The following is a 26,255-nucleotide window of genomic DNA, read 5'->3' as shown; positions in this document are numbered from 1 at the left end:
CTCGAACCGCCGACCCCCTCCGTGTAAAGGAGATGCTCTACCAACTGAGCTAATCACCCACTTCAGGACTTCCAGGTACTGCTAAACAAGAGAATGAGTGGTGGGCGATGACGGGCTCGAACCGCCGACCCCCTCCGTGTAAAGGAGATGCTCTACCAACTGAGCTAATCGCCCCGTCTTGTTGGAGTCGCATTATAGGGATAGTTGAAAGTGAGTCAACGGTTTTTAAAATGATTTCAATCGTTCGCCGCAAATTTAAACAGGATGCGATATTTATCGCCAGCAATGCTGATTCTTTGCACATTGTTATGCGAAAAGCGCCGCAGAGATGATGAAAGCTGATGCAGCAATATCGTGTCAGCGTTGAGGAATTAGCGCGTGGTGATACAATGTCGGCCACTTTTTTAAATTCCGAGCAATCGTCGGCAACCGCTGACATGCGTTGCGTAATAAGGCAGTGAACCCAATGAAAATCAAAACCCGTTTTGCACCGAGCCCAACCGGCTATCTTCACGTCGGTGGCGCCCGTACTGCGCTTTACTCCTGGCTATTCACTCGCCATGCTGGCGGTGAGTTCGTTCTGCGTATCGAAGATACCGATTTGGAACGCTCGACCCAGGATGCTATCGACGCAATTATGGATGGCATGAACTGGTTAAACCTGGATTGGGACGAAGGCCCGTACTTCCAGACCAAGCGTTTTGACCGTTATAACGCGGTGATTGACGACATGCTGGTGCAGGGAACTGCTTATAAATGCTATTGCTCGAAGGAACGTCTGGAAGCGCTGCGTGAAAAGCAGATGGAAAACGGTGAAAAACCGCGTTACGACGGCCACTGCCGCGACAGCCAATGCAGCCATACTGACGACGAGCCGCACGTGGTGCGTTTCCGTAACCCACAGGAAGGCTCGGTAATCTTCGATGACAAGATCCGTGGTCCGATCGAATTCAGCAACCAGGAACTGGATGATCTGATCATTCGTCGTACCGACGGTGCGCCGACCTATAACTTCTGCGTGGTGATCGACGACTGGGATATGGAAATCACCCACGTGATCCGCGGTGAAGACCACATCAACAACACCCCGCGCCAGATCAACATCCTGAAAGCGCTGGGCGCACCGGTACCGGAATACGCCCACGTTTCGATGATCCTCGGTGACGACGGTAAAAAGCTGTCTAAACGTCACGGTGCCGTGGGCGTGATGCAGTATCGCGATGACGGTTATCTGCCGCAGGCGTTGCTGAACTATTTGGTGCGTCTGGGTTGGTCACATGGCGATCAGGAAATCTTCTCTATTGATGAGATGAAAGAGTTCTTCACGCTGGAAGCGATCAACAAATCCGCCAGCGCCTTCAATACCGAAAAGCTGCAGTGGCTGAACCATCATTATATTAACCATATGCCGGCCGAAGAAGTTGCCGTGTATCTGGCGTGGCACGTGGAGCAACTGGGCATTGAAACCCGCAACGGTCCAGAGCTGAAAGATATCGTTAAGCTGCTGGGCGAGCGCTGCAAAACGTTGAAGGAAATGGCTGAGTCTTGCCGTTACTTCTACGAAGACTTCAGCGAGTTCGACGCTGACGCTGCGAAAAAACACCTGCGCCCGGTTGCACGTCAGCCGCTGGAAGCGGTACGCGCCAAATTGGCGGCCATCACCGCCTGGACGCCGGAAAACGTGCATGATGCCATTCAGGGCACGGCTGATGAGCTGGGCGTCGGTATGGGCAAGGTAGGTATGCCGCTGCGCGTAGCGGTCACCGGTGCCGGTCAGTCACCAGGCATGGATGTGACCGTGCATGCCATCGGTCAGGCACGTTCTCTACAGCGTATCGATCTGGCATTGGCTTATATCGCCGGGCGTGAAGCTCAGGCCTGATAGTTTCTGAGCCTATAATGAAAAAGCCCCGTGGAGCAATCCCGGGGCTTTTTTTGTCGCTGTCGATCAGACCTGTTCAGCGGCCGGCACGGTGGGGCGGTAGGCGAGGAAGTACATCAGGCCGACGAAACCGGCGCCGCCCAGCGCGTTACCGAGAAACACGGCCGTGAAATTGGGCAGGTATTGGCTCCAACTTAAACCACCGGCAAAAATGGCCGCCGGGATAATAAACATGTTCGCCACCACGTGCTGGAAGCCGATGGCGACAAACGCCATCACCGGGAACCACATGCCAATCACTTTGCCCGGCACATCCTTGCTGGCAAAGGCCAGCCACACCGCCAGGCACACCAACCAATTGCAGCCTACGCCGGATATAAAGGCGTGCAGGAAGTCGGCATCTACCTTGGCTTGTGCAATGGACAGGGTTTTGTGCAGGAAGGCGCCTTCGGTCAGGCCAAGCAGGTGGCCAAAGAAATAGGCGACGGCCAGGCTACCGGCGAAGTTGGCCAGGGTGACCCAGAACCAGTTGCGCACGACAGCAAGCAGCGAAATTTGGCGAGCAAACCAGGCTATCGGCAGGGTCATCATATTACCGGTCAGCAGCTCGCCGCCGGCCAGAATCGTCAGGATAAGCCCTATCGGGAAGACGGCAGCGCCCAGCAATGCGCCGAAGGAGCCCCATTCGGCCGGCAGGGTGCCGATCACGTGGATATCCAACAGGAAGCCGGTCGCGATAAAGGCACCGGCGAGAAAGCCCAGAATGAGCAGGTTGGCGAGCGACGCCCGGCTTTTGTTTACGCCAGCCTGAATGGCTAACGCAGCGATTTCTTTTGGTGAATGCAACGACATAACTGACTCGGTTTATTGTTGTGGGATTTAAGACGCGGGGAAGTCTATGCCTGTGGGCGAGATGACTCAAGGGTATTTCGCTAACATTCCGTTAATTAAAAATCAACACAATGGATAAGGTTTTTTGTTTTTTGTGAAGTCAGGCGACGATGGCTGATTTTTGTCCGTCATGACGATTTTTTAGCGTGAAACGCGCTGATTTGGCGGCTTTTTCAGCGCTTGATCGACTAATTCAATTTAGCCGTTGACAGTTTTTCAGGGGTTTCATATTATGCGCCCCGTTCACAGGATTTCGTGATTGTGGATTGGGGCTATAGCTCAGCTGGGAGAGCGCTTGCATGGCATGCAAGAGGTCGACGGTTCGATCCCGTCTAGCTCCACCAACCTTTATCTCAGAAGGGTTGGGGAATACCGTAACGCCGGTTAAAGCGTACCACTTTTGTGGGGCTATAGCTCAGCTGGGAGAGCGCTTGCATGGCATGCAAGAGGTCGACGGTTCGATCCCGTCTAGCTCCACCACCATTTAAAAAGCCGACCTTAGGGTCGGCTTTTTGCTTTCTGTCTTTTCCCATATTGAATCACCGTAACGCCTCCTGTTATGCCAGCAGTTACAGAAGAATCGCAGGCAATAAAAAAGGCCGCCGAAGCGACCTTTGCATGACTGGCTTTTAAGCTTAGCCCAGAACCAGGCCTGCGATCGACGCAGACAGGATGCTGACCAGCGTAGAACCGTAAACCAGCTTCAGACCAAAGCGGGAAACCACGTTGCCCTGGTGCTCGTTCAGCCCTTTAATCGCACCGGCTACGATGCCGATGGAAGAGAAGTTGGCGAAGGAAACCAGGAACACCGACAGGATACCCAGGCTGCGCGGAGAGAGTTCAGCAGAAACCTTCTGCAGCTCCATCATCGCCACGAATTCGTTGGAAACCAGCTTGGTCGCCATGATGCTGCCAACCTGCAACGCTTCGTGCTTAGGAATACCCATAATCCAAGCGAATGGATAGAAGAAGTAGCCCAGGATTTCCTGGAAGCTCAGGCCGAAGATGGCGCTGAACAGGCCGTTGAGCGCGGCGATCAGGGCAATAAAGCCGATCAGCATCGCAGCAACGATAATCGCGACTTTGAAACCTGCCAGGATATATTCGCCCAGCATTTCGAAGAAGCTCTGGCCTTCGTGCAGGTTGCCCAGATGCAGCTCTTCTTCTTTGCTGGTGTCATACGGGTTGACCAATGACAGCACGATAAAGGTGCTGAACATGTTCAGTACCAGCGCCGCCACCACAAACTTGGCGTCCAGCATGGTCATGTAAGCGCCGACGATGGACATGGAAACCGTGGACATCGCGGTTGCCGCCATGGTGTACATGCGCTTTTCTGACATCTTGCCCAGAATATCTTTATAGGCGATGAAGTTTTCAGACTGGCCCAGGATCAGCGAGCTGACGGCGTTGAAGGACTCCAGCTTGCCCATACCGTTTACTTTTGACAGCACGGTACCAATAATGCGGATGATAAACGGCAGTACTTTAATGTATTGCAGAATACCGATCAGCGCAGAGATAAAGACGATTGGGCACAGTACCTTCAGGAAGAAGAAGGCCAGACCTTTGTCGCCCATACCGCCGAATACAAAATCAGTCCCTTGCCCAGCAAACCCGAGCAGCTTGTCAAACAGCGCGGCAAATCCTTTTACAAAGCCTAAACCCGCTTCCGAATGCAGGAAAAAATAGGCCAGCAGTACTTCAATAACCAACAGTTGAATAACATAGCGAATGCGGATGCTTTTACGATCGCGACACACTAAAAGTGCCAGGATCGCGACGACCACTAACGCCAACGCAAAGTGCGCAATATGGGACATGTTTGCTCCAAACTTGAGGCAGGCTGAATTTCGGATGTCATTTTATGTAACGCCACGTTTAAAAACGAGAGCTCTATTGCAAATATGGAAAATCATAGGGGGAAACATCTTAAACTTGTACGGTAAAGCATAAAAAATCAAGAGGTTAATCAATCCATATGAAATTCATATTCTTGCGCTAAATGGATCATCCAAAGGATTTTTCCCAGGATAGAACTTCGTTCAGTGCGGTAAATGTTCACTTACCCGCCAAACCCTTCGTTAAACCCGTGGTTATTTTCTATCGCAGAGATAAGCATTACCGCTCTAAATGCACTTGATAATTATTATCATTTACATAAGATAACCACAGGCTTAATAGAAGTAAGGGTTCAGAACATGCTGAACAGTGATGTGGTTGAAACCACCAGTCGTCCTGCCAGGAAGATCAAACTTTCCTTGATGGGCCCCGCATTCATAGCGGCTATCGGCTATATCGATCCCGGTAATTTTGCCACCAACATCCAGGCAGGCGCTTCCTTTGGCTACACCCTGTTGTGGGTGGTGGTGTGGGCCAACGTCATGGCGATGTTGATCCAGCTGTTGTCCGCAAAACTCGGTATTGCCACCGGTAAAAATCTGGCAGAGCACATTCGCGATCGTTTCCCGCGTCCGGCGGTTTGGGCCTATTGGGTTCAGGCGGAAATCATTGCCATGGCCACAGATTTGGCCGAGTTTATTGGTGCAGCGATTGGCTTCAAACTGCTGCTGGGCGTCACGCTGCTGCAAGGGGCGATCCTGACCGGTATCGCCACGTTCCTTATCCTGATGCTGCAAAAACGCGGGCAGAAACCGCTGGAAATGGTGATCGGCGGTTTGCTGCTGTTTGTTGCCGCAGCTTATATGGTGGAATTGGTATTTTCACAACCGCAGTTGGAGCCTTTGTTGAAAGGCATGGCGATACCGGACCTGCCGAGCGGCGACGCGGTATTTTTGGCTGCCGGGGTGCTCGGCGCCACCATCATGCCGCACGTGATTTATCTGCATTCGTCATTAACCCAGACCGGCGGTGAGCATTCAAAAGCCGATCGCTACGCGGCCACCAAGTTTGACGTCGCCATTGCCATGACCATAGCCGGTTTTGTTAACCTGGCGATGATGGCTACCGCCGCTGCGGCCTTCCATTTTAACGGCCACAGCGGCATTGCCGATCTCGATCAGGCTTATCTGACGCTGCAGCCGCTATTGGGCCAGGCGGCAGCGACCATCTTCGGACTGAGTCTGGTCGCTGCCGGATTATCTTCCACCGTGGTGGGGACGCTGGCAGGGCAGGTTGTGATGCAGGGATTTGTACACTTTTATATTCCGCTGTGGGTGCGCCGGGTGGTCACCATGCTGCCGTCGTTTATCGTCATTATGATGGGCATGGACGCTACGCGTATTCTGGTACTGAGCCAGGTGCTGCTGAGTTTCGGTATTGCGCTGGCGCTGGTGCCGCTGTTGTCGTTCACCGGCAACCGCGAGCTGATGGGGGAGATGGTCAACAGCCGCAGCATACAGGCGATAGGGAAAGTGATCGTGCTGGTGGTGGTTGGGCTGAACGGCTACCTGCTGGTCAGCAGCCTTCTCTGAGCGGATACCAAACGAAGGGCCAACATTGAGTCTAATGCGGTTCACTAAAGCTCAATATCAGCGGAAACCCGGGTCGCCCCGGGTATCTCGATCTGTTAAATGAGGGGGATTAGGCGGGCTGACGGCCTTTGGCCGTCAATCATCGTGGTCATGGTGGCGATGATCGCGATCGTCATGACGTCGGCCTTTCCCGTGATGCTTCTCATGGTGCTTATAATAGTGCTTATCGTATTTACGATAGCGCCCCTCATGATAGTAATAATTCTTGCGCCAGTAATTGTTGTCGCGCCAGCGATAACCATCCCAGTTGTAGCCCCGACGATTGCGTTCACCCAGGTACCGACCCTGATGGCCCTGCCACCAGTCGCGGTCGCGCCAGTCATAACCGTCCCAGTAACGGCCGCGATTGTCTTGCTCACCGATACGTAATGAGACGCCCGGCATCAGATCGATACTCAGCCCTTCCGCCTGCGCTGGCTGGATGGCAGGCAGCGTTGACACCACCAACAGAGCGGCCAATAACAGAGGTTTAAACATGAATGCTCCTTTCCGCCGTAGCGGCTTGGCCGGTTTTACAATTAATGAAGCGCGTTCATCAGTTTATAAAACAGCCTTATAGTTTTACCTGCAATATCGGCATATTAGCCTTTGTGGATAGGGTTGAATCTTAGCGGCATTCTTAAAAACGGGGCAGGGGGAGTGATTTAAGATTTGTCTGGCGCGGCAGGCGTTATCGCCGGCGATAAACCGGCGATAATTGTAAGCGATTACATTAATATTTGCTCGATCTGCTTAATTTCATCATCGCTAAAGGTGCGGTTAGCCAACATGCCTACGGCGTCTTCAATTTGGCTGGTCTTGCTGGCGCCAATCAGTGCCGAAGTGACGCGATCGCCACGCAATACCCAGGCCAGCGCCATTTGCGATAGCTTCTGTCCGCGCTGCTGCGCCAGTGCATTAAGTCGACGAATTTTTCCCAGTTTATCCTCGGTGAGCTGATCGGGTTGCAGGAACTGGCTGCCGCTGGCAGCGCGTGAATCCTGGGGAATGCCCTGCAGATAACGATCGGTCAACAGGCCGCCGGCCAGCGGTGAGAAGGCGATAGAACCCACACCGTGTTCTTCCAGCGTATCCAACAGTTCTGGCTCCACCCAACGTTCGAACATGGAGTATTTCGGCTGATGGATCACGCAGGGCGTGCCGAGCTGCTGCAGAATGCTGAACGCCTGGCGCGCACGATCGGCAGGGTAGTTGGACAACCCGACGTAAAGCGCCTTGCCCTGTCGTACCAGCAAATCCAGGGCGGCCATGGTTTCTTCCAGCGGCGTGTCCGGATCCGGTCGATGGTGATAGAAGATGTCCACGTATTCCAGCCCCATGCGCTGCAGGCTTTGATTCAGGCTGGCGACCAGGTACTTTTTCGATCCCCAATCCCCATAAGGCCCGGGCCACATGGTGTAACCGGCCTTTGACGAGATGATCAGTTCATCGCGCCAGGACTTCAAATCCGCCTTGAGAATGCGACCGAAGTTTTCCTCGGCGGAGCCGGGCGGCGGGCCATAATTGTTGGCCAGATCGAAATGGGTAATGCCGAGATCAAACGCGCAGTGGATCAGCTTGCGAGCATTGTCATACAGCGTGACGTCACCAAAGTTATGCCATAAGCCAAGTGAAATGGCCGGGAGCTTTAGCCCGCTGCGACCGCAGCGACGGTATTCCATACTTTGATAACGTGAAGAATCAGCCTGGTAGAGCATACGAACCCTTTTCAGCGGAGGTGAAATGAATTTTAGTGTATGCGCTTTCACCACATTTGTCAGAGGCTGCGATCACGCTAAACAGCCTGTATATCAACATGGCTTATCAGAGCGGCCCAATGCCAGCCAATGGGGCAGGGATGTAACGCAGGGTTTCCAGTTACCTTTCAGACATAAAGTTCGAAATTTATACAACATCTTCGATACTTAATACTGAAAATCCTAACCCTTGGCAGGTGATGATCATGAATAAGAACTATACGGTGGCTGATTACCTACTCGATCGTTTAGCTCAGATCGGCATCCGGCACTTCTTTGGCGTGCCTGGTGACTATAACCTGCAGTTTCTTGATCACGTGATCGATCACCCGCAAATCACCTGGGTAGGGTGCGCCAATGAACTTAATGCCGCCTATGCTGCTGACGGTTACGCGCGCTGTAAACCAGCCGCCGCCTTGTTGACGACTTTTGGCGTAGGTGAACTGAGCGCAGTCAACGGTATTGCCGGCAGCTATGCCGAATACCTGCCGGTGATCCACGTGGTGGGCGCCCCGGCTCTGCGTGCGCAACGGGCTGGAGAATTGTTGCATCACTCCCTGGGCGACGGGGATTTTGGTCACTTCGCCCGCATGGCGAAAGAGGTGACTGTGGCTCAGGCCAGCCTCACCGCCGATAACGCCGAAGGGGAAATAGATCGCCTGCTGACTACCGCGCTGTTCGAGCGTCGTCCGGTCTATCTGCTGCTGCCGAGCGACGTGGCTGAAGCGCCGCTGGTGTCAAAGCCTGCCCCGTTAATGCTACGACAGGCCAATCTTTCACCGGCATCACTGCAGGGCTTTATCGCCGCCGCACGGGAATTGCTGTTACCGGCCCGGCGGGTTTCTCTGCTGGCCGATTTCCTGGCCGAACGCTTCGGTGCTGAAAAGGTGCTGGAGCAGTGGATGAATGAGGTGGATATGCCGCATTCAACCTTGCTGCTAGGCAAGAGCGTATTGGACGAAACTCATGCCTGTTTCACCGGGACCTACGTCGGTGCGGCTAGCGAGCCACAGGTAAAACAGCTGATTGAGAACGCCGATGTGATCATTAATGTTGGTGTACGTTTTACCGATACCATTACCGCCGGATTCAGTCAGCACCTTCCTGCCGAGAAATGTATTGATCTTCAGCCCTTTGAAGCGCGTGTGGGGCAGCAGGTATTCAGTCAAATCCCGATGCGTGACGCGGTTATCGCGTTACACCAGTTAACGTTGTCGCTGACCAACCAATGGCAACGGTCAGAGATTAAACGTTCAGCGTTGCCGGATCCGAACGGCAGTGGTCTGGATCAGCACGGTTTCTGGCAACAGATACAGGGCTTTTTGCGGCCGGGCGATATCCTGCTCGCCGAGCAGGGGTCCGCCTGTTTTGGCGCGGCATCGCTAAGCTTGCCACAAGGCTGCCGTTTCATCGTCCAGTCGCTGTGGGGATCTATCGGTTACACGCTGCCGGCGGCGTTCGGTGCACAGACGGCGGAGCCGGAGCGGCGAGTGGTGCTGCTGATCGGCGACGGTTCAGCACAGTTGACGGTGCAGGAATTGGGATCGATGTTGCGCGATGGGCTGAAGCCGGTGATCTTCCTGCTGAATAATGACGGATACACCATTGAACGGGCAATCCACGGCCCGAACCAGCGTTATAACGACATCGCTCATTGGAACTGGACCCAACTGCCGCAGGCGTTAGGTGCTGAACGCCAAGTGAAAGCGTTACGCGTTAGCGAACTGGAACAGCTGCGCCAGGCGCTGAGCGAAGTGGCCGACAGCCCACAGCTGGCCTTTGTCGAAGTGGTGCTGCCGAAGATGGACATTCCCGAACTGCTGCAAACGATCTCAAGTGCCCTTCAGTCACGTAACGCGGCGGCCTGAACCTGTTAGCTTTCCAAAAGCCGCTCCAGCATCCAGTACCCCGCCGGTCCCGGCGGGGTCAGCTTAGACCAAACCGCATCCACCGATATCAGCTTGGGCCAGCCGCGCGGACGCAGTTCGGTGAGCCTGTTGTGACCGTATTGCTGCACCAGCCAGCGGGGCAGTACCGCCCAGCCAAACCCTTGTTCCGCCATTTCCAGCAACAGCAGATAGCTGGGGGCTGACCATACCAGCCCGCCAGAGCGGGCGGTTTCGGCACCGGTATAGGTGTTCAGGATAAGTTGCCGAGTGCTGGACAGTTGTTCAGGCGTGGGCGAGGCAGTTTGCGCCATCGGGTGCGAATGTGCGACGAACAGCCCCATTTCGGTTTGCTCCGGCAGCCGGGCAAAGGCGATGTCTGGCGGATACTGTTTTTGCACCTCAACCATGCCCAGGTGCGCGCGACCGATTTGCAGCAGGTCAATCACGTCACCTTCTTCAGCGATCATCCACTCCAGTTCGATATCCTGATAACGCTGCTCGAACTGCTGCATCAGTCGGTCATGGTGTTTCGGCTGATAGGTATCGGAAAACACTACGCTTAAGCGCGGCTCTATATTGTCCGCCAGCCGAATGCTCAGGGCATCCAACCGTTCGCTGGCCGCAAGAATTTCCTGTACATGGCCCAGCACTTTCCGCCCAGCGGCTGTCAGTACCGGCTGGCGTGCCTGGCGATCGAACAGGATCAAACCCAGATCGGCCTCAAGATTGGCGATGGCGGTACTGATGGTTGACTGGCTTTTACGCAGCTTACGGGCCGCGGCGGAAAAAGAGCCCAGGGCGGCGGCTTCAACGAAGGCCAGCAAAGCTTCGGGGGAGTAGCGCATGATGTATCTACTTTATAGATGGAATCTATCTTTAATCTACTCAAAAACTCGATGATAATCACCTGGTTTTCATAGGAGGCGAATAAATCCGCTCCTGGTAACACGGGCGCGGCTTGCAGCGCCCCTATAAATTAATAAGGTAAAAAAACAGGTGATGTATGCAACTGCAAAACAAGTCTTTCATTGAACGTATCGTCCACGCCGTCGGTTTTGAGGCTATCGCAGTGATGATTTGCGCCCCGCTGGGCGCCTGGCTGCTCAACCGTTCGATGGTGCAGATCGGTGCGTTGGCGGTGATGTTATCCACCGTCGCCATGGTTTGGAACATGGTTTATAACACGGTATTTGACCGCCTGTGGCCGGTGAGCCGTGTGGCACGTAACCTTAAAGTGCGGGTGTTTCACGCGCTGGGCTTTGAGGCCGGTTTTGTGCTGATCGGCGTGCCGATTGCCGCCTGGATGCTGAGCATTTCTTTCGTTCAGGCCTTTATGCTGGAGATCGGTTTCTTCCTGTTCTTCCTGCCGTACACCATGCTCTATAACTGGGTGTACGACACGCTGCGTCAGCGCTGGTTCGAGGCGCGCCAGCCGGTGAATTCCGGTGCGAAATAAGCCGTCGTATCCGCCGTGATTCTGAGGTAATGTCGAAGAATTACGGCGATGAAAACGAGGAGCAATGATGAAAGTGCTGGGACTGCTGGGCGGTATGAGCTGGGAATCGACCATTCCTTATTACCGCACGATCAATGAACAGGTTAAGCAACGGCTGGGCGGTCTGCATTCCGCTAAAATCGTGCTCTACAGCGTCGACTTTCACGAGGTGGAACGCCTGCAGCATCAGGGCGACTGGGACGGTGCCGGGCGCTTGTTGGCTGACGCGGCGACCTCGTTACGCGCCGCCGGTGCGCAGGCCATCGTCATTTGCACCAACACCATGCACAAGGTGGCGGATGCGGTCGAGCAGGCCAGCGGTTTACCGCTGATCCACATCGCTGACGCCACTGCGCTGCAGGTGCGCCAACAGGATATTCGTCGCGTTGGGCTGCTCGGTACGCGCTTTACCATGGAGCAGGAGTTCTACCGTGGGCGACTGCAGGAAAAGCACGGTATCGAGGTGGTCACTCCCGTAGCCGCCGATCGTGACATTGTGCACCGCATTATTTATGAAGAACTGTGCCTGGGTAAAATCCGCGATGCGTCGCGCGACGAGTATCGCCGCATTATCGGTGATCTGGAGCAGCAGGGGTCTCAGGGCATTATTTTCGGCTGTACCGAAATTGGCCTGCTGGTCAGCGCGCAAGATGCGTCAGTGCCGGTATTCGACACCACCGACATCCATGCGCGCGCCGCAGCGGAATTCGCGCTGGCTTAATCTTCGCGCGGGGGAAGCTGTTTGCCCTTGCCTACCAGCATCAGCGGTTTGCCCGCCAGCACCAGCCAGGCGGGCAGCATCACGATGCACAGCACCGGCAGCAGATGCAGCTCCGGCACCACCGCAACGGCCATAAACAGGCTGAGCCAGCCGTCACGCGTGACCACCAGTACCAACCCCATAATGGCGCAAGAGACGGTAATGGCTGCCGGCACGGCCGGCACGTGCTGATGCAGCATCAGCCCCAAGGCTACGCCGACAAACACCGCTGGGAAGATGCGCCCGCCGCGAAAGCCACTGGCAGCGGCAATCACCAGCGCCGCCAGTTTAGTCAGCGTAATCAGCATCAGTTCCGTGACGGAGAAATTCTCACCGATGGCTAACTGCTTCATTTCGTCCAGCCCTTTGAACAGCGTGATTTCACCGCCGATCAGCGCCAGCAGGCCGAGCACAAAGCCGCCTAACCCCAGCATCAGCACCGGATTCTTAATCGAATGAAATAGGCGATGAATGTGCGGAAAACTCCACACGGCTACCATACCCAGCGCGATGGCGATCAGGGCGACTATCGAGCCGCTGAAAATATCTGCCAGCCGTGTCGCGGCATAGGCATCAATTTGCAGTGAGAAATTCGGGGTGAAAAATAGCTGGGTGGTGACCGCTCCCGCCGCTGCCGCCATCAGCGGGGCAAATAGCCTGTCCCACAAGGGAACGTCATTATTGCCCGCCAGGGTTTGCGAAAAGATCAGCGCCGCGGCGACCGGGGTGCCAAACAGCGCGCCGATGGTGCCGGCCGCCGCGAGAATAATCCAGTCCATACGCGGCACTTTCGGCAGCAAACGCGAACCTGCCGCCACCACCAGCGCAATATTGATGGCGGTGATCGGATTTTCTGGCCCCAAACTGACGCCGCCCGCCAGGCCAATAATCAACGCCAGCCCCAGCCCAGGCACCGCAGAAAGCGGCAACGGCATGCCGATCAAAGACTCGGTCGCCGGATCCGGCCCTGCATGGCCGGGGAGAAAACGGATAATCAGCCCGACGGCGACGCCGGTGAGCGTTAACATGCCCACCAGCCACCAGGGGGAGTGAGTGTCGATATTCAACGCTGCGGGAACATTGACCCAGAGCAGCCGTTGCAGAGCCTCGGCGAACTTCATCACCAGAATGAGCACCAAACTTGAGGCAGAACCGATAATGAGAGCAGGCAGAGCGAAGGCCAACATGGCATTGGCGCGCGGGTGCAACATGCGGGGATCCCTTGTCAATGGCCCTCTGGCTGGCAGGGCGAACGGGTGATTGGGTTATAGCGCTAGCTTGCCAGACAATCGACACGCTGGCACGCAAAGAAATTTCCGGCTGGGCCAGGTCCACAGCGGAGTAATAGTGCCTACGAGTTATGACGGTTAACAGCCACTGCGCGACGTTTTTTGCCGCAATTTGTTTCAAATCGCCTTGAAGCCGCCAGGCTGAAACGTTTTTTGTGATCTGGATCGCTAATGGACGGCAGCACGGAGGATGGTGATTGTTGTTTTTGCGGCGGGATTTTACAGTGTGGGCAGCTTTCTATTATTCATTTTGCGGAGAAGATACTGATGACCTATGCCCTCGTAGGTGATGTAGGCGGCACCAATGCCCGCCTGGCGTTGTGCACTGTGGCGACGGGTGAAATTACCCAGGCGAAAACCTATTCCGGCCTGGAGTTTGACAGTCTGGAGGCGGTGATCCGCCAATATTTGCAAGAGCATGATATTCAGGTGCAGGACGCCTGTATCGCGATTGCCTGCCCGGTCACCGAAGACTGGGTTGCCATGACCAATCACACCTGGGCGTTTTCGATTAAAGAGATGAAGGCCAACCTGGGGCTGAGCCATCTGGAAGTGATCAATGACTTCACCGCCGTGTCGATGGCGATCCCGATGCTGTCAGAAGACGACGTGTTGCAGTTCGGCGGCGGCAACGCGCAAAAAGACAAACCTATTGCGGTATACGGTGCCGGGACTGGCCTGGGGGTGGCGCATCTGGTGCACGTTAACCGCCGCTGGGTGAGCCTGCCGGGCGAGGGCGGTCACGTGGACTTTGCGCCGAACAGCGAAGAAGAGGACATCATTCTGGAGGTACTGCGCGCCGAAGTGGGTCATGTCTCCGCCGAACGCGTCCTGTCCGGTCCGGGCCTGGTCAATCTTTACCGCGCTATCGTCAAGTCGGATAACCGGCTGCCGGAAAAGCTGGAGCCGAAGGACATTACCGAGCGCGCATTGGCCGACAGCTGCATCGATTGCCGCCGTGCCCTGTCGCTGTTTTGCGTAATTTTGGGCCGTTTCGGCGGCAATCTGGCGTTGAACCTGGGGACCTTTGGCGGCGTTTACATCGCTGGGGGCATTGTGCCGCGCTTTATGGAATTCTTTAAAGCTTCCGGTTTCCGTGCGGCGTTCGAGGATAAAGGACGTTTCAAAGATTATGTACGTGAGATCCCGGTATTCATGATTACCCATGGCCAACCGGGCTTGCTGGGTGCCGGTGCCCACCTGCGCCAGACGCTGGGGATGCATCTGTAACCTGACGCAGCGATAAAAAAGGGGCGCAACCCAGTGGGTTGCGCCCCTTTTTGCCGTCTAAGCTATCAGGCTTTAGCCAGATGCGCCGGCTCGAATGTTTCTTCTTCCTGCGCTACCGCTTTCGGTGCCTTGATGAACAAGGTGATAATCAGGGAAGCGATGGACAGCACGCCAATCACCATAAAGGTCGCGTGGAAGCCGCCGAAGTATTTGGCGACAAATGACCCTGCCAGCGCGCCCAAACCGAAGCCTTGATAGATGATGCCGTAGTTTTTGCTGTGGTTTTTCAGGCCGAAGAAGTCACCGACAATCGCTGGGAACACGGTGATGTTGCCCCCGAAGCAGAAGGCGACTGCGCCGACGCAGATAAAGAACAGTGTGTGATTCAGGGTGAGGAAGCTCAGCGCCACAATCGCCAGCACGGTAACCAGCATGGTGAAGCTGATGACGCGCATACGGCCCACTTTGTCAGACAGCGTGCCCAGAATGATGCGGCCTGCGGTGTTAAAGATAGCGACGGCGGACACGGTGTTGGCGGCGGTCGCCAGGTCCATTCCGGCCAGTTGCACGCCCATGTCTTTGACGATACCGATCAGGTAGAGACCACTCATGCAGGCAGCGAAGAAAATCATGAACAGCAGGTAGGCTTCTTTGGTCGCCAGCATCTGGCGTACGCTGAAGTCGTTGCCCAGATTACCCGCGCTCTGCTGTGCGGATTTGCTTGCCAGTACGGGTTCTTTCAGCAGCAGGGAGCCCAGAACAATCAGCGCCATAACAATGGCACCCCAATAGAAGAAGGCACTGGAGACGCCCACGTCGGCAATCAGCGCGGCGTTGACGTATTTGAACAGCAGGCTGCCGCTACCAAAAGCCCCCACAGAGATACCCGAGATCAAGCCTTTGTTGGCCGGGAACCATTTGATCAGGTTGGACAGGGTAGAGATATAGGCGATACCTACCGCGAAACCGACCACCACGCCGGCCAGCAGGTAAATCATGTCCAGCGAGCTGACGTAGGCGCTGGCAATCAGCCCCAGACCTACCAGGATACCGGAGAACAGCGTCAGGTTACGGATGCCGAAGCGTTCCTGCAGTTTGCCGGCAAACAGGGTGGCGAAGGCCAGGAAGAAGCTGGTGATGGAGAAGGTGGTGGCGACGTCACCGAGGCCCCAGTGGAACTTGTCGACCAGCGGCTGGTTGAACAGGCTCCAGGTATAGATAGTGCCGAGACCCATCTGGCAGATGATGGTGCCCAGAACGATTAAGCTGCGATTTACCGGTTTAGTGTTCATGGCCGGTCTCCTTCCTGTGTGTGTATTGCCGGGCGGTCAGCCGTTGGCGAGAATTTGCGGTAGCGTCTGTAGCCCCGCGGTATGGGCATATTATATGGCTGGTAGTACCACTCGGCTGCGGATCGGGAATGAGTTGCACAAGGGAAGGAATGAAATGCATCTGGCAGCGCATGAGTTGCCGTTTTAGGGGGTAAAAGGGGATGAAATGCAGCTGATGCCACGTGATCTACATCAAGAATATCAGCGATTTATTGTAAATCATCGGTGCAAGATTGTGGGTAAATTGTGAAGGATGTGTGCGAAAGGCGTAAATGGGCACTGTTCCTATAGAGCGGCGGCGGGCACAGGCCTATGTTAGCGGTGAACGGACGGGTTCCGCTTTGCAGGAGTCGTTAAGATGAAAAAAACAGTGTTGTTACTGGCCGCACTGCTGTCGCTGCCGTTAGTGAGCCATGCGGACGTGTCCATCGGTGTGAATGTGCCGGGGCTTTCGTTGCATATCGGCGATCGCGATAATCGCGGTCACTATTGGGACGGCGGTCGCTGGCGCGTTCCACGCTGGTGGGCTGAACATCGTGGCTATGAACGTCCGCGTGGCTATTACTATGGCCCACCACCGCGGGTGATCTATTACGGTCCGCCACGGCGCGAATGGCGCGATCGCCCGCATTACCGCATGCCGCCTCCGCCAGGTTATTACTACGGGCCGGGGCCACGCTGGTAACCGCTGGCGATTACAGGCGCATCAGCTTGCGAAACTCTTTGACCTTGCTGCGGCTGACCGGCACTTCAAAATCAAGGTCGCTCAGCCGCAGAATATAGGTGTTATTGAACCAAGGGACGATCTCGCGAATTTTTGACAGGTTGACGCAGTAGGAACGGTGGCAGCGGAAGAAATGCTCCTCGGGCAGGCGGCCGTAAAATTCGGTGATGTTCATCGGCATCACAAACTCCTCGCGCCGGGTGTAAACCCGCGTCACTTTCTCATCGGCGGCGGCATAGTAAATGTCGTTGATGTCGGTAACGATTATCCGCTCGTCTTTGATCAGGTTAATGCTGTGGCTGCTGCGGTTCGGTGCGCTGGCCTGTTCCGGCAGGTTGGCCGGGCGGTTATGCAGCGCCTCCAGCTTTTGCAGCATGGTGACGATGCGTGCCTCGTGATAGGGCTTGAGGATGTAGTCAAACGCTTCGATTTCGAACGCTTCCACCGCATGTTCTTTATAGGCGGTGATAAACACTATCGAAGGCCGGTGCGCAAATTTGCTGATGTTTTGCGCCAGCAGTACGCCGTCCAATGACGGAATATTGATGTCGAGGAAAATGGCGTCGACCTGGTGGTTTTGCAGGTATTTCAGCACGTCCAGCCCGTCATCGAAGGTGGCTTCGATGACGATATTGCTGTGTTTCTTGATCAGATAACTGAGCTCCTCCTGAGCGAGAAACTCGTCTTCGACAATGATGGCTTTCATGATGGCTCTCCGGCTGGCAGCGCGCTGTTATCCACCGGCAGTTTGCCGCCGTTTTTGCTGATGTAAAAGGCAATCTCGGTGCCGGGTTCCAGACGACGAATTCGCAACCCTTCGCCGTACAGCAGGGAGACGCGATGATGCACGTTCAGCAGGCCGATATTGTGCCCAGGCATCTCATTGCGGGCGACGCGTTCGATGACCTGCTGGTCGATACCGTGACCGGTATCTTTGACCGAAATCCTGACCCGATCGCCCTGATCTTTCACCGCAATCACCACTACCCCTTTGCCCTTGCATGGTTGAATGCCGTGCACAATGGCGTTCTCGACCAGCGGCTGGATCAGCAGGCTGGGAATACGCACCGAGATGTCGTCATCGATATCATAGATCACCGTCAGCTTGGCGCCGAAACGCGCCTGTTCGATGGCGATGTAATCCTGAATTTGATGCAGTTCCTTGCGGATGTCGATCAACTCGTCGTTCAGCTCCAAATTATAACGCAGGTAGCGCGACAGGTTGATAATCAGCTGACGAGCGGTGTCCGGATTGATGCGGATCGAGGACGAAATGGCGTTCAGGGCGTTGAACAGGAAATGGGGATTAATCTTGCTCTGCAGGGCGCGCATTTCCGCCTTGTCCGCCATTTGACGCAGATGCTCAATACGCGAGACCTCCATTTGGGTGGAGATGATCTGCGACAGACCGACCGCCATCACCTTCAGCGTATTGGTGATCTGGTGGGCGTGGCAGTAGTAAATTTTCAGCGCGCCGGTCACTTCTCCCTTTTCCCACAGCGGGATCACCAACTGCGAGTGGATCTGCGGCGTGGCCGGGTTTTCCAGGTTATTTTTGATGATGATCTTGCCGTGCCGGATGCTTTCGCGGGTGACGCGACTCAGCCCTTCACGCCCAATGGGGTATGCCTCTTCGCCCACGCCGACGTAGGCCAGCACCTGGTGGGTATCCGTGATGGCCACCGCATCGGCCTGAATGTCATGACGAATGATGTCGCAAATGGTGGCCAGCGTTTCGCTGTTGATATTACGGAAATAGGGCAGCGTTTTGCGGGCAATATCCAGCGCCAGCTTGGCTTGCCGCGCGGCAATCACTTCTTTTTCGTCTTCCACGCTCTGCACCAGCAGCACGATCAGGCCGATGCACACCGTGCCGAGGATCATCGGCAGGGCGATTTTGGAGACAATATCCAGCCCCAGCTCGGTCGGCTTGGCCCACAGCACAATCAACAGCATGGTCAGGCATTCGCACAGCATGCCGCCGACGATCCCGGCGCGCCAACGCTGCTCTTTCTTCACCTTCAGGTTGATATAGCCGGCGCTGATACCGGCAATGATGCTGGTGATCAGACAGGGAACCGAGGTGATACCGTCGATATCAATCAGGTAGCGGTGCACCCCGGCGATAATCCCCGTGACTATCCCTACCCAGGGGCCGAACAGGATGCCGCCGGCCATGATGGCGATCACCCGCACGTTGACCAGCGAGCCTTCCACGTTGACGCCTGAATAGGTGCTGAACAGCGCAAACAGCGAGAAAATGGCGGTGACCATGCCCAGTTCAAGCGGCGTATGGTCCTCTTTTTGCAGCAACTGGCGGAACAACCGGGTGCGAGTGAGGAAAAACAGGCAGATCAGCATCAGCGCTGCGCGATCGAATACCGCTAACAGCATTTCAAAAAAAGGGTGCACGACGGGCTCTCGCTGCGGCGGAAAGATAGGGCGGAGTATATCACAGCGGATTGGCCCCGTGGCGGCCGGCGGCGCACCACGGGGACGCGGTTATTTGATGCCTAACTGTTCTTTGCCGAGTGGGGTCAGCAGGTCGACCGTGGCGCGCCCGTCGAAATCCACCTCGAAATCATCGGGGGCGAAGTCAGGCGGTGTTTTACCGCTCATAAAACTGGGCAGTTGGCGTTGCAGGTAAGCGTCGTTCTTCTCGCAGCCTGGTGCGGCGGCGATGTACATCACGTTGCTGTCGAACTCGCCGTTATGTTCGTTTTCCACCGCATGGATCACGTCGCAGTGCCAGAACACCGTGTCGCCCGGTTCCAAATCGGGAATAGGGGAAATCCCACTTAATAAAAGGGGATGCCATTTTTCGGAGATCGACAGCGCTCGGCCTGGTGCGGCATCGCACAGATCGTCATCCGCGACGTCATCCTGCAGCGCACGCAGCAACACGTAGGCCATGGCGTTGGCAATCGGCACCAGGTTCAGCGTGCCGGCGTGGGTACGCTGCGGCGTTAATGCTGTCCAGCCCTGGAAGGTGCGGAACATCGAACACACCGCCGGTGACGCGATTTCACGAACTTCGGTGCGACCATCGGCGGCAAAGGGATCGTAAGCCTGCCAGTTGCCTGAGAACACGTGACGATAGACGTAACGGAAATTCTCATCCAGCCAGCGTTCGATGGTGCCGCTGTCGACGTGCGGCGACAGGCCGAGCGAAGAGGAGTTTGGCGGACGGCGGCGGGTGCGATCGGCATAGGTGGTAACGCGCGTCGGGTCAAAGTGCTGTTTGCCGTTACTCTCGGTTTCCCACAGGCTGTTGAGGAACACCTGCACAGCGTGCATGCGCGCGTCCTGACGCGCTTCCACCTGCGGTTTTGACCAGTAAATACCGTAGATTTGCGGTTTGCTGGCGGCCAGTTTACCGAAGTAGTTATCTTCGGCAGCGCCTTTCAGGCGTTCAACGAAGTTGTTGCGCTCAAGGTAGTTGCCAACTTCCCGGTTCCAGGCTTCGGCTTTATCGCGAGGAAACACGCCGCGGATGGCGCAGGCACCACGCTGTTTGATCAAGGCTTTTTGCTGCTCGCTGACGCGTTGCTGCAGAATATCTTCGGCATCAATTTGCGGCACCGGGTTCTGACCGGCGGCCAGTTCCTGGCGAATTTGTTCAACCTGCTGGCGGATGTTGTCTTCCAGCGCCAGAAAGGTTTCGCGGTAATTTGGCAAAGCCTGTCGCAATTGCCGTTTGACGGCGGTAATGGCGCTGGGAATATCGTCAATCAGTAAGGAAGCCATGGTGTTCTCCTCGCGCTGCCGCTGGGCAACGACGGACGGTTGTAGGGGACCGGGTAAGGCGTTATGGTTTTGTTGTTTTGACGTTAATGATTATCTAAATTTAATAGAGGAAAATAAAGGGATATCTTTCATTCGTAACTTCCTCATTTTCGTTTTTCGGAGATTTTAGATGAAACTGGTCACTGAACGTTTGACCCTGCAGTCGATAACGGCCAACGATTGGCCGCTGTTTCTGCGCTTGTATCAGGATCCCGAGGTGATTCGTTATATCGCCGATCCGCTCAGTGAAGCAGAAATTCGCACGCGCTTTGAAGCCAGACTCCCTGTCTGGGACAAATATGGGGAGCAGTGGTTGTGCCTGGTAATGCGAGAAAAGGCCAGTGGAGAAGTGGTAGGGATGACCGGTTTTCGTCCGCAGTGGTTACCTTACCAACAGGCGGAAGTGGGCTATGGCAGTTTGCCGTCCGGGCAGGGCAAGGGCTACGGCAAGGAGTCGCTGCGGGCGGTGCTGGATTTCGGTTTTAACGCCTGCGATTTTCATAAGCTGACGGCCACCGTGACCGAAGGTAATATCGCCTCGCGCCGACTGCTGGAGTCATGCGGTTTCTTGCTGGAGGGGACGTTGCGCGATAACTACCGGCTGGCGGGACAATGGCGCGATGACTGGCAGTTCGGGCTGTTGGCGAGCGAGTTCAGGGCCGGTAAATAAAAATATTGCGCGAGGTATCGACAAGCCTGCCGGGGCTGAGATATGTTCAATATCCGGTCAATCGACAGATTGGCCAGCGTCGCTCGGATGGTCCGGGCGCTAACGTCACTTTGAGGTCCCTATGGCTGATAATAGTCCGCAACGCCGTTTTACGCGTATTGAACGTCTTCCCCCTTACGTATTCAACATCACCGCCGAACTCAAGATGGCTGCACGCCGTCGCGGCGAGGATATTATCGATTTCAGCATGGGCAACCCCGACGGGCCGACGCCGCCGCACATTGTGGAAAAACTCTGCACCGTTGCGCAGCGTGACGACACCCACGGCTATTCCACCTCGCGCGGTATCCCGCGTTTGCGCCGTGCGATTTCACGCTGGTATGCCGACCGCTACCAGGTGGAGATCGATCCCGAAACTGAAGCCATTGTCACCATTGGTTCGAAAGAAGGCCTGGCGCACCTGATGCTGGCGACGCTCGATCATGGCGATACCGTGCTGGTGCCGAACCCGAGTTACCCGATCCATATTTACGGTGCGGTAATCGCCGGCGCGCAGGTGCGTTCTGTGCCGCTGGTGGACGGCGTGGATTTCTTTGGTGAGCTGGAGCGCGCCATTCGTGAAACCATTCCGCGTCCGAAAATGATGATCCTCGGCTTCCCGTCGAACCCCACCGCCCAGTGCGTTGAGCTGGACTTCTTCGAACGCGTGGTGGCGCTGGCCAAGCAATACGACGTGCTGGTGATCCACGATCTGGCTTACGCCGACATCGTTTATGACGGCTGGAAAGCGCCGTCGATCATGCAGGTGCCGGGTGCCAAAGATATCGCGGTAGAATTTTTCACCCTGTCGAAAAGCTACAACATGGCGGGTTGGCGGATCGGCTTTATGGTCGGCAACCCGGAGCTGGTCAACGCACTGTCACGCATCAAGAGCTATCACGACTATGGGACGTTCACCCCGCTGCAGGTCGCCGCGATTGCTGCGCTGGAAGGCGACCAACAATGCGTGCTGGATATTGCAGAACAGTATCGCCAGCGCCGTAACGTGCTGGTCAAAGGGCTGCATGAGGCGGGCTGGATGGTGGAAAATCCGAAAGCTTCCATGTACGTTTGGGCCAAAATCCCCGAGCCTTATGCGCATCTCGGTTCGCTTGAGTTTGCCAAACGCCTGTTGGCGGAGGCCAAGGTCTGCGTATCGCCAGGCATCGGCTTTGGCGATTATGGCGACACCCACGTGCGTTTTGCATTGATTGAAAATCAGGATCGTATCCGCCAGGCGGTTCGCGGTATCAAAGCAATGTTCCGTGCTGACGGGCTGATCAAGCTGGCCAAGAGCAGCACCCCGGCCGCGACCAAGTAATGCCTTCAGGCCGGTGCATTCGCGCCGGCTTTTTTCTTCCCGCTAAGGTTTTCTTCATTATTTACCCACTATGATCCAATAAGATTTTCTTTATTTATTTGGAAGCCTGTATGGGTAATCGTTACGCAAAATCGCAAATTGTTTTGCACTGGCTGACGCTGCTGATGGTGATCCTCACCTACGCGGCGATGCTGCTGAAGAACTCGGTACCGGATGATCTGGCGTCGCTGGTAAAAAATCTGCATTTTAACTTTGGCCTGGCGGTCTTTTTGCTGATGTTCATCCGGTTGGGATTACGTCGGCGTTATGCTACGCCGGCAACCACACCGCCGCTGGAAGAGTGGCAGGAATGGGGCGCAAAAATCTTTCATGCGTTGCTCTATCTGCTGTTTCTAACGTTGCCGGTGTTGGGCGTACTGACGCTGGCTTACGGGGGAAAGGAGTGGGTTTTGCTGGGCTGGCAGGTCCCGCAGTTTGTTACGCCAGATCCGTGGTTGCGCCGGATAATCAAAAGTACGCATGAGACCCTGGCCAATACCGGTTACTTTATTATTGGCGCGCATGCGTTGGCGGCGCTGTACCACCACTATCTGCGTAAGGACGATACCTTGCGCCGCATGATGCCGGGGAAATAGCCGGGGAGCAGAAACAACAAAGGGGCGCTGGTGCGCCCCTTTATCTAAATTCCCGGTCATGCCTTGGTTATGCAACCATCAGCATAAAGGTGCCAATCCATGTCACCAACATGAATGAAACGCCCATAACAAAATATTTCACTGAACAACTCCCGTTTGGAGTCCCTCGCAAGCCAATGATCCCGATTGTTGTGCTGAGTATTTTGTGGGTAGTCCAGGGCAAATAGGCGGATCCTTCAAAAGGAAGAACAACGTCCTCGGCCACGGATTACCCGGTCGTCGCGCTTCATAGTCCTTGAGGTAAAACATGAACCACGACAGGATCGGCGCTAATGTACTCCCATTGCCAGCCTGATTACAATACTGTGTTTTTGATCACATTTTTTGGCGATTTCTTAACCAGCGCTGACTGTTTTTAAACGATTTTTATTTACCTTTTTTATCAGGCAAAAGAGGATTAGCCCGCTGACGCGGGCCTTATAATTATGCTTGCTGTGATGTTATGAAAAGGGATCAGGCGACGGCGTTGGCGCCGGTCAGCAGGATGACCCAGAAGACAAGGCACGACAGCAGAATAACGGTCCAGATATTGCGGCGACTCCACTCCATTTTTAGCCTTCACTTTTTGCTTTTGGTGATTCGGTAACGAACACATCGGCGAAAAGTGAAGAATATTTAGCCCCCGACAAAAATATTTTTCTTAACCCCGGCGCACTTCTGCTACCGAGGTCTGGACTTCATAGCCCAACAGGTAAAGCGCCTGTTCCAGCGCTTCCACCTTTGAGGCATAGGCCACATCCAGCAGGCGATCCATCTGGCCGGCGTTAAAGCCCAGTTTGCGCGCCAGATCGGCTTTGGAGGTGGCACCGGCCAGCATAATGTTATGCAGTTCGAGTTTTAGCTTCACCAACACCGGCAGGTGGATAGCCAATTCATCCGGCAGAGCAGGGGAAGGGGCAGGCACCGTACGGCCTTCTTCCATTTCCATGGCGATGGCAAGCAGCAGGCTTTCCTGCGCCTCCAGCTCGATATCTTCACGTTTATAGCAGGCGGCCTGCTGTTCAGGAAAATCGCGAAAGTGAATCTGCCAGGCGTCGCTTTCGTTATCGAAGGCGTAATGGGCGGGGTAGTGGCAAGACATGGCATTTCCTGTTTGGGCCGGGAGAGATGTGGCATTGTGACCGCTTGCCCCGCAGATAGCCAGCGGCGGCGCGCCTAACCGGCCTTACGTGCCAGGAACCCTGAGGGCAGCAGCAGTGCGCACAGCATCCCTAACAGGCTTATCAGGATCAGCCAGCGTTCGACAGGGCCGGGATGGTAGTTATTCACCACGCTAAGTCCATACAGCATCAGGGCAAGCGGCCAACCGAGCGTGCCGATGTCGTTGAACCGAAAGGCGGTTCGGGCGACAAACCACAGGGTTAACCCTATCCAGCCCAGCGACCACAGCATTATGCACAGCAGGTAGACGAACACCGCAAAAAACTCGCCGATGTCGCTGTGTGCGTAGACACGAAACCGATTTTCATCCAGATAGGGCGACAGATAGGACAACAAGATCAGGCCAGCGGCGAAAATAAGCATGGAGAAAAGGTAGGCGCGGCGGGGAATACATTTTTTAAAGGTGTTTTTAGCGATCTGTCCGAGAGAATCCAAAATTACACTCCGTTGTATCAGTCATTGCCGACGGGAAGAGCCGCTAAAAAAGCAGCGTAGGGAAGCTTTGCGTCGCGTCAAAATGAGAGTTTATCTCATTTAATCAAGGTTTAGGTTTTTGTCTGTATCGCGGGCTTACCCTAAGTGGTGCTTTGTTTCTGTGCTTTGCATCACATTTCGAAAATACTTCGACTTGTTGCTCTGTGATGAGCGACATAATCCAGTTTGTTCGCACCCGACAATGGATTAACATAACCCACACTTATCACTGGCCTGGTTTATATGGATATCCGATGCGTCATTTAGTTGTTCTTCTCCCTCTGCTTACCTTACTCACTGCCTGTAGCAGCGGGCCGAAGTCGACCCCGTCCGTGCCTCAGGACAACGCCGTAAAAGGAGGATTCCTGTTGACGCCGGCGCATTCCGGTCAGCCGTTGGGCGGCGATTTCGCCAATAACCCGAACACCGCCCGCTTTATCGATAAAATGGTGCGGGAGCACGGTTTCGATCGCCAGCAACTGCATGACGTATTGGCGCAGGCCCGTCGGCTGGATTCCGTGCTGCGGCTGATGGATCGCCAAGCGCCGACGCCAAGCACCCAGGGACCGACCGGGCCAAACGGCTCCTGGTTGCGTTATCGTAATAAATTCATCACCCCGGACAACGTGCAAAACGGCGTGCAGTTCTGGAATCAGTACCAGGACGCGTTGCAGCGTGCCTATCAGGTTTACGGCGTGCCGCCGGAGATCATTGTCGGCATTATCGGCGTTGAAACCCGTTGGGGCCGCGTGATGGGTAAAACCCGCATTATCGATGCGCTGGCGACGCTGGCCTTCGACTATCCGCGCCGCGCCGACTACTTTGCCGGCGAGTTGGAAACCTTCTTGCTGATGTCGCGCACCGAAGGGGATGACCCGCTGGAGCTGCGAGGTTCATTCGCCGGGGCAATGGGTTACGGTCAGTTTATGCCGTCTTCATTCAAGAGCTATGCGGTTGACTTCAACGGTGACGGCCACATCAACCTGTGGGATCCGGTGGATGCCATCGGCAGCGTTGCCAACTACTTTAAAGCACACGGTTGGGCCAAGGGTGAACCCGTGGCAGTACAGGCAAATGGCCAGGCGCCAGGATTGGAAAATGGGTTTAAAACCCGCTATTCCGTCGCCAGTCTGGCGGAGGCCGGGTTGAGCCCGCAGGGATCGCTGGGCGACAATCAGGAAGCCAGCCTGCTGCGTCTGGATGTTGGCACCGGTTATCAGTATTGGTACGGTCTGCCAAACTTCTACACCATCACTCGCTACAACCACAGCACCCATTATGCGATGGCGGTTTGGCAGTTGGGTGAAGCGGTGGGCCGGTCGGCACGCGGCGGATTCTGATGCCGGATCAGCAATGAAAAAGGCCGCATAAGCGGCCTTTTTTACGTC

General features: G+C 55.3%; 24 protein-coding genes and 3 tRNA genes. 13 read left to right on the top strand and 14 right to left on the bottom strand.

Translation table 11 applies throughout. The features are described 5' to 3' along the window. Positions 1-98 precede the first annotated feature (98 nt). A tRNA-Val gene (locus NR114_RS17490) sits at positions 99-174 on the bottom strand. 292 nt (positions 175-466) lie between these two features. On the opposite strand from NR114_RS17490, the gene gltX reads away from it, so the two are divergent. Next, positions 467-1,882 (top strand): glutamate--tRNA ligase, encoded by a 1,416-nt coding sequence (gltX, locus tag NR114_RS17485; protein WP_020827961.1) that lies wholly within the window; start codon positions 467-469, stop codon positions 1,880-1,882. A 66-nt stretch (positions 1,883-1,948) separates the two neighbouring features. On the opposite strand, the gene NR114_RS17480 is transcribed toward gltX, so the two are convergent. Further along, positions 1,949-2,734 (bottom strand): formate/nitrite transporter family protein, encoded by a 786-nt coding sequence (locus tag NR114_RS17480; protein ID WP_234529612.1) that lies wholly within the window; start codon positions 2,732-2,734, stop codon positions 1,949-1,951. Between the two features lie 307 nt (positions 2,735-3,041). Between NR114_RS17480 and NR114_RS17475 the strand changes: the two genes are divergently transcribed. Then, positions 3,042-3,117 (top strand) — tRNA-Ala (locus NR114_RS17475). A 60-nt stretch (positions 3,118-3,177) separates the two neighbouring features. Continuing rightward, positions 3,178-3,253, top strand: a tRNA-Ala gene (locus tag NR114_RS17470). Positions 3,254-3,408: 155 nt separating this feature from the next. On the opposite strand, the gene NR114_RS17465 is transcribed toward NR114_RS17470, so the two are convergent. After that, the gene (locus NR114_RS17465) at positions 3,409-4,596 is read right to left on the bottom strand and encodes a NupC/NupG family nucleoside CNT transporter (protein WP_020827959.1); all 1,188 of its coding nucleotides are present in this window, start codon (positions 4,594-4,596) and stop codon (positions 3,409-3,411) included. A 378-nt stretch (positions 4,597-4,974) separates the two neighbouring features. Here NR114_RS17465 and NR114_RS17460 point away from each other — a divergent pair, with 378 nt between their 5' ends. Further along, positions 4,975-6,207: an Nramp family divalent metal transporter gene (locus tag NR114_RS17460; RefSeq protein ID WP_234529613.1), complete on the top strand. Its 1,233-nt coding sequence runs from the start codon at positions 4,975-4,977 to the stop codon at positions 6,205-6,207. Between the two features lie 135 nt (positions 6,208-6,342). On the opposite strand, the gene NR114_RS17455 is transcribed toward NR114_RS17460, so the two are convergent. Together NR114_RS17455 and mgrA are read right to left on the bottom strand one after the other, a co-directional pair. Beyond that, positions 6,343-6,744, bottom strand: a complete 402-nt coding sequence (locus NR114_RS17455) for a DUF2502 domain-containing protein (RefSeq protein ID WP_020827957.1) — start codon at positions 6,742-6,744, stop codon at positions 6,343-6,345. Positions 6,745-6,974: 230 nt separating this feature from the next. Then, complete coding sequence (gene mgrA / locus NR114_RS17450) at positions 6,975-7,964, bottom strand: L-glyceraldehyde 3-phosphate reductase (protein WP_046373005.1); 990 nt, start codon at positions 7,962-7,964, stop codon at positions 6,975-6,977. Between the two features lie 245 nt (positions 7,965-8,209). Between mgrA and NR114_RS17445 the strand changes: the two genes are divergently transcribed. Continuing rightward, positions 8,210-9,871, top strand: coding sequence for an alpha-keto acid decarboxylase family protein (locus tag NR114_RS17445; RefSeq protein WP_256813450.1), 1,662 nt, complete (start codon positions 8,210-8,212; stop codon positions 9,869-9,871). Positions 9,872-9,876: 5 nt separating this feature from the next. Here NR114_RS17445 and NR114_RS17440 read toward each other — a convergent pair whose 3' ends face one another. Next, entirely contained in the window at positions 9,877-10,737 is an 861-nt protein-coding gene (locus tag NR114_RS17440) for a LysR family transcriptional regulator (RefSeq protein ID WP_020827954.1), read from the bottom strand. Between the two features lie 158 nt (positions 10,738-10,895). On the opposite strand from NR114_RS17440, the gene NR114_RS17435 reads away from it, so the two are divergent. Continuing rightward, the gene (locus NR114_RS17435; RefSeq protein ID WP_020827953.1) at positions 10,896-11,348 is read left to right on the top strand and encodes a multidrug/biocide efflux PACE transporter; all 453 of its coding nucleotides are present in this window, start codon (positions 10,896-10,898) and stop codon (positions 11,346-11,348) included. 67 nt (positions 11,349-11,415) lie between these two features. Then, on the top strand, positions 11,416-12,108 hold the full coding sequence (locus NR114_RS17430) for an aspartate/glutamate racemase family protein (protein WP_256813453.1): 693 nt from the start codon (positions 11,416-11,418) through the stop codon (positions 12,106-12,108). On the opposite strand, the gene NR114_RS17425 is transcribed toward NR114_RS17430, so the two are convergent. Continuing rightward, positions 12,105-13,358: an ion channel protein gene (locus NR114_RS17425; RefSeq protein ID WP_020827951.1), complete on the bottom strand. Its 1,254-nt coding sequence runs from the start codon at positions 13,356-13,358 to the stop codon at positions 12,105-12,107. The genes NR114_RS17430 and NR114_RS17425 overlap by 4 nt on opposite strands. A gap of 342 nt (positions 13,359-13,700) precedes the next feature. Here NR114_RS17425 and glk point away from each other — a divergent pair, with 342 nt between their 5' ends. Continuing rightward, positions 13,701-14,666, top strand: a complete 966-nt coding sequence (gene glk, locus NR114_RS17420) for a glucokinase (protein ID WP_122080658.1) — start codon at positions 13,701-13,703, stop codon at positions 14,664-14,666. Between the two features lie 65 nt (positions 14,667-14,731). Here glk and NR114_RS17415 read toward each other — a convergent pair whose 3' ends face one another. Continuing rightward, the gene (locus tag NR114_RS17415; RefSeq protein WP_020827949.1) at positions 14,732-15,958 is read right to left on the bottom strand and encodes an OFA family MFS transporter; all 1,227 of its coding nucleotides are present in this window, start codon (positions 15,956-15,958) and stop codon (positions 14,732-14,734) included. Between the two features lie 397 nt (positions 15,959-16,355). Here NR114_RS17415 and NR114_RS17410 point away from each other — a divergent pair, with 397 nt between their 5' ends. Next, on the top strand, positions 16,356-16,682 hold the full coding sequence (locus NR114_RS17410) for a DUF2502 domain-containing protein (RefSeq protein ID WP_256813455.1): 327 nt from the start codon (positions 16,356-16,358) through the stop codon (positions 16,680-16,682). A gap of 10 nt (positions 16,683-16,692) precedes the next feature. Here the strand turns inward: NR114_RS17410 and NR114_RS17405 are convergent, their stop codons facing one another. The 3 genes from NR114_RS17405 to NR114_RS17395 form a co-directional block, all read right to left on the bottom strand. Further along, the gene (locus NR114_RS17405) at positions 16,693-17,427 is read right to left on the bottom strand and encodes a LytTR family DNA-binding domain-containing protein (protein ID WP_020827947.1); all 735 of its coding nucleotides are present in this window, start codon (positions 17,425-17,427) and stop codon (positions 16,693-16,695) included. Continuing rightward, complete coding sequence (locus NR114_RS17400) at positions 17,424-19,115, bottom strand: sensor histidine kinase (RefSeq protein WP_115060978.1); 1,692 nt, start codon at positions 19,113-19,115, stop codon at positions 17,424-17,426. Before NR114_RS17400 ends, NR114_RS17405 begins: the two co-directional genes overlap by 4 nt. Before the next feature lie 108 nt (positions 19,116-19,223). Next, positions 19,224-20,468, bottom strand: a complete 1,245-nt coding sequence (locus tag NR114_RS17395) for a DUF1479 domain-containing protein (RefSeq protein WP_046373009.1) — start codon at positions 20,466-20,468, stop codon at positions 19,224-19,226. A gap of 169 nt (positions 20,469-20,637) precedes the next feature. Between NR114_RS17395 and NR114_RS17390 the strand changes: the two genes are divergently transcribed. From NR114_RS17390 to NR114_RS17380, 3 genes are all read left to right on the top strand, one after another. Next, complete coding sequence (locus NR114_RS17390) at positions 20,638-21,177, top strand: GNAT family N-acetyltransferase (RefSeq protein WP_046373010.1); 540 nt, start codon at positions 20,638-20,640, stop codon at positions 21,175-21,177. Between the two features lie 121 nt (positions 21,178-21,298). After that, a complete protein-coding gene (gene alaC, locus NR114_RS17385) occupies positions 21,299-22,537 on the top strand; it encodes an alanine transaminase (protein WP_115058380.1) in 1,239 nt (412 codons plus the stop codon). 110 nt (positions 22,538-22,647) lie between these two features. Further along, complete coding sequence (locus NR114_RS17380; RefSeq protein WP_020827942.1) at positions 22,648-23,172, top strand: cytochrome b; 525 nt, start codon at positions 22,648-22,650, stop codon at positions 23,170-23,172. A gap of 67 nt (positions 23,173-23,239) precedes the next feature. Here the strand turns inward: NR114_RS17380 and ypdK are convergent, their stop codons facing one another. The 3 genes from ypdK to NR114_RS17365 all read right to left on the bottom strand — a co-directional run bounded on the left by ypdK (position 23,240) and on the right by NR114_RS17365 (position 24,828). After that, positions 23,240-23,314 (bottom strand): membrane protein YpdK, encoded by a 75-nt coding sequence (gene ypdK / locus NR114_RS17375; protein WP_104410986.1) that lies wholly within the window; start codon positions 23,312-23,314, stop codon positions 23,240-23,242. A gap of 558 nt (positions 23,315-23,872) precedes the next feature. Beyond that, on the bottom strand, positions 23,873-24,313 hold the full coding sequence (locus NR114_RS17370; RefSeq protein WP_020827940.1) for a transcriptional regulator: 441 nt from the start codon (positions 24,311-24,313) through the stop codon (positions 23,873-23,875). 74 nt (positions 24,314-24,387) lie between these two features. Then, a complete protein-coding gene (locus tag NR114_RS17365) occupies positions 24,388-24,828 on the bottom strand; it encodes a hypothetical protein (RefSeq protein ID WP_234529615.1) in 441 nt (146 codons plus the stop codon). Between the two features lie 293 nt (positions 24,829-25,121). Between NR114_RS17365 and mltB the strand changes: the two genes are divergently transcribed. Continuing rightward, positions 25,122-26,207 (top strand): lytic murein transglycosylase B, encoded by a 1,086-nt coding sequence (gene mltB, locus NR114_RS17360; RefSeq protein WP_234529616.1) that lies wholly within the window; start codon positions 25,122-25,124, stop codon positions 26,205-26,207. Positions 26,208-26,255 lie beyond the last annotated feature (48 nt).

It is taken from the genome of Serratia sp. Ser99 (genome assembly GCF_024519545.1).
GTDB lineage: Bacteria > Pseudomonadota > Gammaproteobacteria > Enterobacterales > Enterobacteriaceae > Serratia > Serratia liquefaciens.
This window is presented reverse-complemented; position numbering and strand designations above follow the sequence as displayed.